Below are 12,473 nucleotides of genomic sequence, written 5' to 3' on the forward strand. Positions count from 1 at the left end.
CCGTCAGGATCGTCTGCGCGGGTCGACCGATCGTGATCGTACCGCGCGCAGGCTGGCGAGCGGACCCGCGACCCGGACCGCGTCGGTCGGTTTGCCGAGCATGTCGGTCTCGCCTGCCGGTCCCGCAGCGGATCGCGGCAGTGGCGCTTCGGACGAGAGCGTCAGCGTCAGCGCATCGGGATCGAACGTGATCCGCAGGTCGGCGACCACCGAAGTCCGGTCCCAGCCATGCGCCGCGCGCCAGCCCGCCAGCGTCTCGTAGCGGATGTAACGCCACGCGTCGGGCAGGCGGGCGGAGGCGGGCATGCTCGTCAGCAGACCCTGGAAGGCGTCGGGCATATCGACATAGACGTTGCCGTCCGCCGTATTGTTGGTGCTGAGAAACACGATCCCCACCTTGCACTTGGCGAAGATGTTGCCGGAGATGGTATTGCCCTCCGCAACCGGCCGGCCGCGATCGGGCCGGACGATGGTGAAGACGCCGGCATTGTCGCAGCGGCCGATCAGATTGTGCGCGATCACGAGGTTGCTGGTGGCATTGTCGAAAATGCCCGAACCCGCGCAGCCGCGTTGCCCGGGCGTGCCGGGTTCGGCATTGCGCACGTCCCAGATCATGTTGTTGTCGATCATGTTGCGCGCCGGGTTCATCTCGAAATGCACCGCAGCGCTGACGGTCAGCACGTCGGTGAAAACGTTCTGCGTCACCCGGCAATTGTCGTTGCCGACGTCCCACCAGGCGGCGGCGCCGTGGCGGATGTGGCGGATGACGTTGCGGCGGAACAGCATGCCGCGCGCGCGGTGGAACTTGGCGCCGGCCGCCTCCCAGCCGCGCTCGGCATCGGCCCAGCCGCACCACTCGATCAGATTGTCCTCGATCAGCGCGTCGCTGGTGCCCATGCCGCCGATCCCCTCGACACCGCAGTAGCGTAACGTGTTGCCGCGCACGATGATCGCGGTGCCGGCCAGCGACGCGCCATTGCTGTCGCCGTCGCTGCCGATATCGAGGCCGATTCCGTTGGCCCACTCCAGCACGTTATCCTCAAGGATCCAATGGTCGCCGCCTGCCAGCGACACCATGCCGAACTGCGGGAACGGGTAGGCATTGCCGACCTGCTGGAAGGTGAGGCCCTTCACCCGGATGTAGCCGGTGCCGCTCTGCGCCGGGATGAAGGCGTGTTGACGGGTGGTCACCTCCATCATGTGATCGGCGGGGGTTCCCGCCGCGAGCCGCACGTAGATCGCGGTGCCGCTATGATCGGTCCAGCACCGTGCGGTCGGCGTGCCACCGATCTCTTGCATGATCGGACCGCCGCGACGGCGCGGCGGCAGCCCGTTCTGCGGCTTCGCAGGTTGGGTGAAATCCGGCATCGGCGGCAGGTCGGGCATCACCAGTTCGCGAAGCTGCTCCATCGGCTCCAGCGGCTTGCCGTCGGCGAACACCAGCCCGCGCCGCCGCATATAGGGGCCGAGATCGGTGGTCGCGCCGTCCAGCCACTCCCACGATCCCATGATGCTGGGCAGCGCAAAAGGGTTGTAGCCGTCGGGGAACAACGTGCCGGGCAGATCGTGTCGCCACACCGCGACATCTGACGCATCGCTGGTGCCCCACGCCGGGCCGCGCGGGACTGCCACCCGCCGCCAGCCGTCGCCAAGGACTTCCGAACCACGGATGCAGACCTTCGCGCCGGGTGCCGCCTCGTAACTGATCATCTCGCCTGGGCCAGTACCGCCGCGCGCCGGGCGGACGCACTCGCGGTACACGCCGGCGGCGATAACGACGCGCTCGCCCGGCTGCAGGATTTCGGCGGCGCGACCGATCGTGCGGAACGGTCGTGCGGCATCGCCGGGGCCGGCATCGTCGGCGGACCGGGACGCGATGTCGACGTAGTAGGTTTTGGAAAAGGTAAGCGGCTGTTCCCAGCGGGGGAAGGCCGCCCCGTCGGGCAGGCGCGTGTCGGTTGTGGCGCTGCCGTCCCGCGCGGTCGCCGTGCCGGTCGTGCCAAAGCCAAGGCCGGAGGCGGCGGTTAGCCACGCGGCAGTTTCGATAAAGGCGCGCCGGTCACAGCCTGTTTCGGGGCCATTCGACGCCGGCTGTCTCTGCGCCGATCGCTCCTGTCGTGCCGCCACCGTCCCGCTCCTGATTCCGCGTTCCTACGGCGAGCTTGCTGCCCGCCGTCGACGCGGCGCCAAGATGCCGATGTAAACGGGTTTAAGGCAAGCGTTTTGTCTGAGTAATCGGTTGTTCTTCAATCTATCACCGGCGCTGCCGGTGCTGTCGGCACCTTTAGCCAAGCGCCAGCCGGTCAGGCGCCGCGTTTCTGTTCGAGCGGGGCCGATCGCAGGCGGCTCGTGAGCAGGGTAATGAGTCTCCGCTTGCGGTGTACCGGTTCGACCGCCAGCACCGGTTGATGTAGCACCACTACCAGACCGTCCGTGGGCGGCGGCGCTTCCTGTTCGGGGCTCACCAGCGTGAAGTCTCCGTTGGTGGCGATGGTCGCGACGACCCAGCTATGCTCGTCGTCACCCGAGCGTTGATCAGCGGGTTCGACGAGGAAGGATGCACCGGCCTGCATCAGGTCGGACAAACGCGCGTGCGCCATGTCCATGGCGACCGCGATCTTGCCGCGCCACTCACGCGCAGAGGCGTAGCGGCCGGTGCTATCGTCCGGCGCGATCTGGTAGACCCGCTCGCGCCCAAGCTCCGGCGCGAAGCGTGTGCAGACCAGCGCGTTGTACGCATCGTCGGGCGTGGCGGCGAGGAGATGCTCGTAATCGCGCAGGTCGACCACCTCCTCGCCGATGACGGACAGGATTTCGACGCGGAGGGTCTGGAGGCCGGCGAGGCGGGCCGCCCGCAGCGCGTTGGCGGAACGGTCGACCAGCAGCACCGGTATGCCGGCACCGCGCAGCGCCTCGCCAAGGCCGATCGTCCAGGCGGACGCGCCGACGATGAGTACACCGCCGCGACCGCCGCTGGCGAGCTTCAGCCGGCGGGCGAGCGGAGCGAGCGACAGGCCGTGGAGCAGGACGGTGGACGCGATCACCGCGAAGACGAGCGGCAGGACGAGGTTGGCGTCCGGGTAGCCCGCCTTGGCGAGCCGTTCCCCCGCGACGCCGGCGATGGCGGCGGCGACGACGCCGCGCGGCCCGATCCAGCCGACAAGGAGACGCTCGGACCAGCTCACCTTGGCGCCGAGCGTGGCGAGCCCGATCGCGAGCGGGCGTGCCACGAACAGGATCGCCAGGGTCGTCGCAGCGATCGGCCAGCTCAACATCATCACGGTCTGCCGGTCGATATTGGCGGTCAGCAGGATGAACAGGCCAGACACCAGGAACACCGTCAGCGATTCCTTGAAGCGGCGGAGTTCCTGAAGCCCGGTGACGTCGATGTTGGCCAGGACGACGCCGAACAGCGTCGCGCCCACCAGCCCGGTTTCGGGCTGGATCGCTTCACCGGCTGCGTAGACGCCCAGCGCGCCGGCGAGGAGGATTGGCGTTTTCAGATACTCAGGCGCGAGATCCCGCCGGAACAGCGTACGGATGCCGAACGGAACCGCCAGCCCGAGCGCGGCCGCGATCCCGCCGCCGAGCAACGTACGCCACGCAAGCTGCAGGACAGCGTCGGTGTTGCTCATCGTCGTCGATAACGTCAGGAAGCTGAGGACGAGCAGGGTGATGGTCGCGCCGATCGGATCGTTGACGATCGCTTCCCACTTCAGGAACGCGGCGGAGCGCGGTTCCAGCTTCGCCTGCCGCAGCAGCGGCATGATGACGGTGGGGCCGGTCACCACCAGGATCGCCCCGACCAGAATAGATACCTGCCACGACATGCCCGCCACGAAATGCGCCGCCAACGTACCGAACAGCCAGTTGAGCGGCAGCGCGACCGCGACCAGCCGCAGCACGCCCGAGCCTGCCGACCGAAGCTCACGCAGGTTGAGGTTCAGGCCGCCCTCGAACACGATGATGGCGACCGCCATGCCGATCGCCGGGCGCATCACCTCGCCAAGCGCGACCGATGGTTTGACGATTCCGGCGATCGGCCCGGCAATCGCGCCGATCACCAGCAGCGGGATGATGGCGGGAAGCTTCAGCCGCCAGCCGAGCCACTGGCCGAACACGCCCGCGACGGCAACGCCGACGACCAGCAGCAATATCGTGTCTTCCAAAGGTTTATCTCCGAGCGAGCGCCTCGCCTAAACGGCGGGCGATCCATTTAGTCGCGTGTCTGAAGCAGGAATGCTGGGTCGTTCGGCTGACCCGCATCAGCGATCGGCGGCGGGTTCCTGCAACCGGGGTACGGGGGTTGCCACGATGACCTGCCAGCGGCGGCACGACCGCACCCGCCTGATGTGCCAGCCGCCGCCGGCGAACCGCAGGAACCGTTCCTGTATGCCGCTGGCGTGCTGCGCGAAGTCGTAGAAGTCGATCGCGTGGTGCGCCAGCACCAGCCGGCCACCCGGTCGAAGCGCGGCGGCGACATCCTTCGCCACCCGCGCCATGTCCGCCGACGACAGGTAATAGAGCAACTCCGCGACGATCACCGCATCATAGCGGGTGCGGGGCAACCGGCCCGGCAACGGCAGCATGATCGCGCGTGCACCTGCGTGGTCGCGGATTGCCGCAGCGGTCAGGCGCGTGCCCTCGGCGGTGCCCTCCGTCGCGTCGAGGCGCAGCGCGCGCCGTGCCAGCGCCCTGCTGTTCGACCCATTGCCGCTGGCCAGTTCCAGCACTCGCCCGACCGGCCCGGGGCCGAGCGCGTGCAGGATCGCCGCGCGTTTGACGGCCTCGTCCCGGCTGGTGAAGGTGTCCCAGGGATCGTCGCTCTGCGCGAACTTATCCGCGAACCCTTCCAGGCCGATCGCCTTCATCGGCGCACCTCCACGAAGGTTTCGAGCGGGTGCGCGAACGCGGCGAGTTCGTGGCGTGCGATCGCGAACCCGGTGGGGTCGTCGGTGATTGCGCCCAGTTGCGTGCGGTATAGGCGAAGGAGCGACCGTTTCGCCGCATGCCCCCCCAGCATCGGCACGGTCCGCGCCCGTGCGATCGCACCGGCGCGGGGCGGCCAGACGTGGTAGCTGAGCTGCCGGACCGCGCCGAAGCCGCGTCCAAGCGCCATCGCCACCGCGCGATGATCGGGGTGCGCGTCGGTCGCCGCCGGGCCGACGATCAGGTCCTGGCCCGGTCCCACCGCGCGGCGGACGCGCTGTCGGCAGCGGGGCAGGTGCTGGGGTAGCGCTCCATCGGGCAGGCCGAGGAAGTGGACGTCGCCGGCCGGGATGTCGAGGCGACGGAGCGCGAGCAGGCTTTCACGCCGCCGCGCACCGACCAACCGCTTGGGCGGCCATTTGCGGCTGCCGGGGTGTGATGCGGCGCCGTCGCTGACGACCACCACCCGGACCCGCGCGCCATGTTGCTTCAGCGCGAGCATCAAACCGGCCGCGCCGATGATCTCATCGTCCGGATGCGGCGCGACGATCACGGCGCGCCGTACGCGCGTGATATCGAGCTTCACAGCGCCGGCACCAGGAGGCCGTCCTTCACCGCGCGCCCGACGCGGAGCCGCTGCGCATCCGGCGCGGGTTGCCGCAGATAGACGGATAGATCGGTAATCATCGCCGCCAGCGGATGATCGACGAAATGCCCGGCAAGGCCCACGGCGTTCTGCGCGATATCGATCGCGCGTTCGGCGGCTTGAGCGACCGCCATGCGCGCGGCGGCGACTCTGGCGAGCCGTTCCTCGCCATCGGTTTCGAAGAATGCGACGGCGGCGCGGCGCACGAACGATGCGGCGGTATCGGCCAGCCAGAACAGTTCGGCCAACCGAGCCGTCTGAAACGGATCGTCCGCGCGGCCGGTGGCGACGAGATGGTCGCGGGTACGGTCGCACAGCCCGGCGATGCCGCCGGCGTGGACCGCCACGAAGCGCAGCGCGCCGCCGCTGAAAAAAGGCTCCGTCGCGTAGACGTTGGCGTCACCGATCTGGCCTGCCGCCTCGATGACCGCGTTCGACCAACGGACCTGATGCGTTTCGGAGCGCTGCATACCCGTCATCCGCCACCAGCTTCGGTCGATTACCGGTGGCGTGTCGGCGAGATCGATCAGGATCAGCCGCGTGCCGCCAGCCTCCTGAGCGGTGACCAGCGCGTGCGTGAGCACGCCGGCGCCCGACGCGTAGCTTTTGCCGCCGTTTAGCAGCCCTTGCTCGAGCAGCAGCGGTTCGTCCGGCAACGCGGCGTTCCACACGCCCAGCATCGCGCCGCCAGCCAACGCCTGTCGAAGCCCGCCGATCTGCGCTTCGTTGCCGTAGCGCTGTACGATCTGCGTGGCGTCGACATGCCCTTCCAGAAGCCGGCCGAGCGGCAGATCGGTTCGACCCTGTGTGTACAGCGGCTTCAGGATTGCCATGCTCTCCTGCGCTGTGCGCGGGTCGGCGGCCGGATTTTGCGCCCAGCCTGCGGCCGCGATCGCCCCTCGCAGTTGCGCCGCCATCGTCACGCCGCGATCTCGCTGGCGCCGATCTCGAGCGCCGATAGTGCTTCCTCGGCCGCTGCGAGGCTTACCACGCCGAAGCCGGCCGGTGCGGCGGGCACGATCCGGATCGCGAAGGCTTCGGCATTGGGGCAATCCCGCGCGACGCCGAGAACATGATCGGCGGTGAGGTCCAGGCGCGCGGCCAGGCTCTTGCGAACATCAGGGGATCCGATCGTCGCGAAGGCGGCGCGGGCCGCCGCGTGCGCTTGCCACTGCCATGCTGCCCCACCAGGGTGGGCGACGTGCGGCGGCAGACCGGAATCGAGGGCGAGCAGCGTACTCGCCAGCCCGCTGGCCGCGCGCCCGATGCGCCGCGAGGATGTTTCAACCACCATTGCGGCGTCCCGGCGCACCCGCAGACCGGCGCGTGCCGCTTCGTCGAGGATCGTGGCGTCTTCGCCCGAGGGCAGGGCGGGAAACCCGCCGAGCGCGCGGTAGGCGGATGCGCGAAACGCCATGTTGGCGCCGCCCGTGAAATGATGGGTGTCGCGCGCTTCCCAAGGGATCGGATCGAGCAGGCGGCGGTACCGATACAGACGATCGTAATATGCCTCGATGCGGCACTGCGCAGGATCAGCGGACCCGTTGCGGCGAACGATCCGTCCCGCCACGGCGTCGGCTTGCACCAAGGCGGCGTAGCCTGCCCGGATCCAGTCATGGTGCGGTCGGCTGTCCGCATCCGTGGTGAACAACAGACCCTCGGCGTCGCCCAGGACGGACAGCGCCATCGCCATTGCGGCCCGCCTTGCCGCACCGGCGTTTTCCGCGTGTTGGGTCGGGCTGCTCGCGATGACCAGCTCGAACGGCAGCCGGCCCGCAGCCTGTCGCAGCAGGGTCTCGCTGCCGTCGCTGCAACTGTCGAGATAGATGCAGACGATCAGCCGTCCACCCTGGACATCCAGCGCGCAAAGCGCTTCGAGCAGTGCGGGGAACAACTGTTCCTCGTTTCGCGCGGGGATCGCCACTATGGCGGGAGCAGTGTCAGGCAGGTTTGCTATCACGGTTTTCAGGCACTCCGGGCGCAAACGTATCTGCAAGATCGGCATCGGCGTTTACCCCATGTGATCCCGAGCGCCAGCGGCTAATGCGCTGATTTGGATCAAGTGGTCTGATGCTTGCGGCAAGCACACACTGCGCAGCGGAGCGTAGGGCGCGGAGCTAAAGCCGCATCTTGTCGGACGGGTGAATGGAGCGGAACCGACCGGTGCGAACAACACCGGTGGTGATCGCTAGCGCATTTCGCTTTGCCTTGGCGGCATCACGGGAGACCCTAACGTGCGATGCAGCGCGTCGCGCCATCCTGCGACCAGTGTTTCGCGGTGCTCTGCCGTCATCTTCGGTTCGAAGCAGCGGTCCCGCGACCAAAGCTCCTCAAGCACGGCGAGGTCCGTCCAAAGCCCAACCGCGAGGCCCGCGAAAAACGCCGCGCCGCGCGCCGTGGTCTCCAGGTCGCCGGGACGCTCCACCGTCGTCTCGAGCAGATCGCCGAGGAACTGGCAGAGCCAGTCGTTCGCGGCCATGCCGCCATCCACGCGGATCACGGCGGGGCGGGCGGCGCCGTCGGCGATCATCGCCTCCAGCAGGTCGCGCGTTTGGTAGCCGACCGCTTCCAGCGCGGCACGCGCGAGATGCGCTGCCCCCGCGCCCAGCGTCAGCCCGTGGATCGCGGCGCGGGCGTTCGGGTCCCAGTGCGGCGCGCCGAGGCCGACGAACGCCGGCACCATGTAGACGCCGTGGTTGTCCGGCACCTGTGTCGCCATGTCGTCGGTCTCGCGCGCATGGGTGATCACGCCGAGCCCGTCGCGCAGCCACTTCACCGCCGCGCCCGCGACGAAGATCGACCCCTCCAGCGCATAGGTGGTTCGGCCATCAAGCCGGTAGGCGGGGGTGGTGAGCAGTCGATTGGTCGAGCGGAGCGCGTCGCCGCCGGTGTTGAGCAGCATGAAACATCCGGTGCCGTAGGTGGATTTGGCGGTGCCGGGCGCAAAGCAGGCCTGCCCGAACAGCGCCGCCTGCTGGTCGCCGGCCATGCCCGCGATCGGGATGGTGGTATCGAACAGGCCGGGCGCGGTCTCGCCGTACAGGTGCGCGTTGTCGTGCACCTCGGGCAGCATCGCCATCGGCACGTCGAACAGGCGGCATAGCTCCGCGTCCCAACATCCTTTGCGGATATCGAACAGCAGCGTGCGCGCGGCGTTGGTGATATCGGTTGCGTGGCTCCCGCCGCCGGTCAGGCGCCAGAGCAGGAAGCTGTCGATCGTGCCGAAGGCGAGTTCGCCGGCTTCGGCCCGCGCGCGGGCACCCGGGATGGCGTCGAGCAGCCACGCGATTTTAGTCGCGGAGAAATACGGGTCGAGCAGCAAGCCGGTACGGTCGCGGACGAGCGGCTCCGCGCCGGCGGCCTTCAGCGTCCGGCAGCGATCGGCGGTGCGACGGTCCTGCCAGACGATCGCGTTGTGAATCGCGGCGCCGCTCCGGCGATCCCAGACCACGGTGGTTTCCCGCTGGTTGGCGATGCCGATCGCGGCGATCCCGGCTGCACCCACACCGCTTGCCGCGATCGCCTCGCGCGCGGTGGCGAGCGTGTCGCGCCAGATATCCTCCGGGTTATGCTCGACCCAGCCGGGCTGCGGATAATGCTGCGTGAACTCGCGGTGCGCGGAGGCTATGCGGCGGGCATGGCGGTCGAACACGAGGCTACGGGTCGACGTCGTGCCTTGGTCGATTGCCAGGATATGGGTTCCGGTCACCTGGTTCTTTCTTGCTGCATGTTTGACAGTGTCGCCGTTTCGCGCGCGCCTTCAACGTCGAATTGCGCAGATCGGTGCGTCGGGAAGGGCTTCCAGCCGGGAGGAGTGGCTGGCATGATGTCCGATACGCAAGCCCGCCATGACGGGTCGGGAGGAAACCATGACGATGCTGCTCCGCACGATAGCCCTGTTGATCCCGGCGACGATGGCGGTTGCGCCGCTTGGCGCGCAGGACGCGCCGCCTGCGCCTCCGGCATCCGGCCCGGTGCTGGTCGCGGCCGATCTGCGCGCCGGCACCGACCTGTCCGGGCCGTGGCATTACTCGATCGATCCGTTTCGATCGGGCATCGCCGGTTTTCACGGCGAGGCACCCGATAAAGGTCAGCAGCGTTGGCTCGACATCGATCCGCGCGCGGCGATGGCGACCGACAACCGCGTGCTCTACGAATTCGACCTTGGCCATTCGCCCGTCACCACGCTGCCCTCGTCCTGGCTGACCGAGGCGCCGGAGCTGCGCCATTATCAGGGCCTGATGTGGTACCAGCGCACCTTCCCGGCGCCGGTGCAGCGCCGTGGCCGATATTTCCTACGCTTCGGTGCGGCCAATTATTCGACGGTCGTGTACCTCAACGGCAAGCCGGTCGGGCGGCACGAGGGCGGGTTCACGCCGTTCGCCTTCGAGGTGACCAAACTGCTGCGCGACGGCGACAATCAGGTGACGGTTGGCGTCGATTCGCAGGCTACCGAAACCACCGTGCCGCCGCCGGTGACCGACTGGGAGAATTACGGCGGCATCACTCGGCCGATCCGGCTGATCGCCACGCCGGACACCTATGTCGACGATGCGTGGGTGCGCCTGCAACGCGACGGCAAGCTGGCGGTGGACGTGCATCTCGACGGGCCGCAGGCGGCGAACCGGGCGGTCCACCTGAGGGTCGCCGAACTGCACCTCGACCGCGCCGGTGTCACCGACGCGCATGGCGACTGGCGTGCCACGGTCGCCGCGCCGCGCGCGCTGGTGCGCTGGTCGCCGGAGCGGCCCAAGCTGTACGACGTCGCGGTCGATGCCGGCGAGGACCACTGGCACGACCGCATCGGTTTCCGCACGATCGAGACGCGTGGGGCGGACATTCTGCTCAACGGCAAGCCGATCTTCCTGCGTGGGATCTCGATGCATGAGGAAGAACTCGGCACCGATCCCACCCGTGCGATGACGCCTGCCGCCGCGCGCGCGCTGCTGAGCGAAATCAAGGACGGGCTGCATGGCAATTACGTGAGGCTGGCGCATTACCCGCATGCCGAGGTGACGCTGCGGCTCGCCGACGAAATGGGTCTGCTGGTGTGGAGCGAGGTGCCGGTCTACTGGCGCGTTGCCTGGGGAGATCCGGACACGCTGGCGCGGGCGCGTGCGATGCTGGCGGAGAACATCCACCGCGATCGCAACCGCGCGGCGATCGCGATCTGGAGTGTCGCCAACGAGACGCCGGTGACGGACGCGCGCAACGCCTTTCTGCGCACGCTGGTGGCGGACGTGCGGCGGCTCGACGATACCCGTCTGGTCAGCGCGGCGTTGCTGGTGGAACGCGACAAGACGGCCGACCACCCGGTCATGACGCTGGCCGATCCGCTGGCGGGTGCACTCGATGTGCTGGCGATCAACACCTACAATGGCTGGTACACGTCCGACCGGCTGAACACCCTTGCGACCAGCGAATGGCGCGTGCCCGCCGACAAGCCGCTGATCTTCTCGGAACTGGGCGCGGATGCACGCGCGGGCTTCCACGATCCGGTCAAGGAGCAGAAGTTTTCCGAGGAGTTTCAGGCCGACTATTACCGCGCCACGCTCGGCATGGCGGACCGTGTGCCGACCCTGCGCGGCCTGTCGCCGTGGATTCTCAAGGATTTCCGTTCGCCACGGCGGCAGAATCCGGACTTCCAGCAGGGCTGGAACCGCAAGGGGCTGATCTCCGAAACCGGACAGCGCAAACAGGCGTTCGACGTGCTCGCCAGTTATTATGCCAACCGTGCCAAGTAGCGGCGTGTAGCGGCCCGTCGGCGACCGGTTGGGCTCACAAAAACGCCTTCACGCTCGGCGCTAAGTCGCGCCGCCGCGCGTTCGTGGGCCGCACACGTGGAAGGATTTTGAACATGAAGGCAATGGTGCTGCGCGCGCCGATCGATCTCGATCGGCTGGTTACGGAAGATCGCGCCGATCCCGGCGATCCGGGGCCGGGCGAGATCCGGGTGGCGTTGCACGGCAGCTCGCTCAACTACCACGATCTCGGCGTGGCGACCGGACGGATGCCGACCGATGACGGCCGCATCCCGCTTGCCGACGGGGCAGGCGTGGTCGAAGCGGTCGGCGCTGGCGTGACCGAATTCGCGGCTGGGGACATGGTGGTGTCGTGCTTCTTCCCCGACTGGCAGGACGGCACCCCGACGGTGGGCGACTTCAGCCGCACGCCGGGCGATGGCATCGACGGCTTCGCGCGCGAATATGTCGTCCTGCCGGCGACGGCCTTCACGCATGCGCCGAAGGGCTTCGACGCGGTGGAGGCGGCGACGATCACCACGGCCGGGTTGACCGCGTGGCGCGCGCTGATCGTCGACGGCAAGCTGAAGGCCGGCGACACGGTGTTGTTGCTCGGCACCGGTGGCGTGTCGATCTGGGCGTTGCAGATCGCCAAGCTGATGGGTGCGACGGTGGCGATCACGTCGTCGTCGGACGAGAAGCTGGAGCGCGCGCGTGGCCTCGGCGCGGACTTCACGCTCAACTACCGTGAGCAGCAGGGCTGGGGCGCGGCAGTGCGGGACTGGACCGGCGGCCGCGGCGTCGATCACGTGGTCGAGGTCGGCGGGCCGGGTACGCTCGCGCAATCGATCGACGCGGTGCGGGTCGGCGGCCACATCTCGCTGATCGGCGTTTTGACCGGCGCGAGCGGCGAGGTGCCGACCGCGGCATTGATGGCAAAACAGGCACGCTTGCAGGGGCTGATCGTCGGCAGTCGCCGCGAGCAGCAGGAGTTCGTCCGGGCGCTCGACAGCGGCAAGATACGCCCGATCGTCGACCGGCGTTTCCCGCTAGATCAGCTTGCCGAGGCATTCCGCTACGAGATGGCCGCCGGGCACTTCGGCAAGATCGGCGTCGAATGGTGAAGACGTCCGGCGCGGCCTGTCAGGTATTGGCAG

The 12,473-nt window shown here is 68.4% G+C and carries 9 protein-coding genes; 2 read left to right on the forward strand and 7 right to left on the reverse strand.

All coding sequences use genetic code 11. The features are described 5' to 3' along the window. Window positions 1-3: 3 nt before the first annotated feature. From L8F97_RS22880 to glpK, 7 genes are all read right to left on the reverse strand, one after another. Window positions 4-2,127, reverse strand: a complete 2,124-nt coding sequence (locus tag L8F97_RS22880; protein ID WP_242153754.1) for a right-handed parallel beta-helix repeat-containing protein — start codon at window positions 2,125-2,127, stop codon at window positions 4-6. Window positions 2,128-2,303: 176 nt separating this feature from the next. Further along, window positions 2,304-4,169: a cation:proton antiporter gene (locus L8F97_RS18845; RefSeq protein WP_242153757.1), complete on the reverse strand. Its 1,866-nt coding sequence runs from the start codon at window positions 4,167-4,169 to the stop codon at window positions 2,304-2,306. Between the two features lie 96 nt (window positions 4,170-4,265). Beyond that, window positions 4,266-4,871 (reverse strand): class I SAM-dependent methyltransferase, encoded by a 606-nt coding sequence (locus tag L8F97_RS18850; RefSeq protein WP_242153759.1) that lies wholly within the window; start codon window positions 4,869-4,871, stop codon window positions 4,266-4,268. Then, entirely contained in the window at window positions 4,868-5,515 is a 648-nt protein-coding gene (locus L8F97_RS18855) for a PIG-L deacetylase family protein (RefSeq protein ID WP_242153761.1), read from the reverse strand. Before L8F97_RS18855 ends, L8F97_RS18850 begins: the two co-directional genes overlap by 4 nt. Then, on the reverse strand, window positions 5,512-6,492 hold the full coding sequence (locus L8F97_RS18860; protein ID WP_242153764.1) for an acyl-CoA dehydrogenase: 981 nt from the start codon (window positions 6,490-6,492) through the stop codon (window positions 5,512-5,514). The genes L8F97_RS18855 and L8F97_RS18860 overlap by 4 nt, the downstream gene beginning before the upstream one ends. 2 nt (window positions 6,493-6,494) lie before the next feature. Next, on the reverse strand, window positions 6,495-7,580 hold the full coding sequence (locus L8F97_RS18865; protein WP_277925078.1) for a glycosyltransferase: 1,086 nt from the start codon (window positions 7,578-7,580) through the stop codon (window positions 6,495-6,497). 183 nt (window positions 7,581-7,763) lie between these two features. Continuing rightward, on the reverse strand, window positions 7,764-9,284 hold the full coding sequence (glpK, locus tag L8F97_RS18870) for a glycerol kinase GlpK (protein WP_242153767.1): 1,521 nt from the start codon (window positions 9,282-9,284) through the stop codon (window positions 7,764-7,766). 160 nt (window positions 9,285-9,444) lie between these two features. Between glpK and L8F97_RS18875 the strand changes: the two genes are divergently transcribed. After that, window positions 9,445-11,319 (forward strand): glycoside hydrolase family 2 protein, encoded by a 1,875-nt coding sequence (locus tag L8F97_RS18875; RefSeq protein WP_242153769.1) that lies wholly within the window; start codon window positions 9,445-9,447, stop codon window positions 11,317-11,319. A gap of 113 nt (window positions 11,320-11,432) precedes the next feature. Further along, complete coding sequence (locus L8F97_RS18880) at window positions 11,433-12,440, forward strand: zinc-dependent alcohol dehydrogenase family protein (protein ID WP_242153770.1); 1,008 nt, start codon at window positions 11,433-11,435, stop codon at window positions 12,438-12,440. Window positions 12,441-12,473 lie beyond the last annotated feature (33 nt).

Source organism: Sphingomonas sp. BAUL-RG-20F-R05-02 (assembly GCF_022662305.1).
Taxonomy (GTDB): Bacteria; Pseudomonadota; Alphaproteobacteria; order Sphingomonadales; family Sphingomonadaceae; genus Sphingomonas.

Excerpts from the sequence above, each read along its gene's own strand:
- L8F97_RS18850 (WP_242153759.1), bottom strand. The coding sequence starts at position 4,871 with ATGAAGGCGATCGGCCTGGAAGGGTTCGCGGATAAGTTCGCGCAGAGC.
- L8F97_RS18860 (WP_242153764.1), bottom strand. The coding sequence starts at position 6,492 with ATGGCGGCGCAACTGCGAGGGGCGATCGCGGCCGCAGGCTGGGCGCAA.
- L8F97_RS18865 (WP_277925078.1), bottom strand. The coding sequence starts at position 7,580 with ATGCCGATCTTGCAGATACGTTTGCGCCCGGAGTGCCTGAAAACCGTG.
- L8F97_RS18875 (WP_242153769.1), top strand. The coding sequence starts at position 9,445 with ATGACGATGCTGCTCCGCACGATAGCCCTGTTGATCCCGGCGACGATG.
- L8F97_RS18880 (WP_242153770.1), top strand. The coding sequence starts at position 11,433 with ATGAAGGCAATGGTGCTGCGCGCGCCGATCGATCTCGATCGGCTGGTT.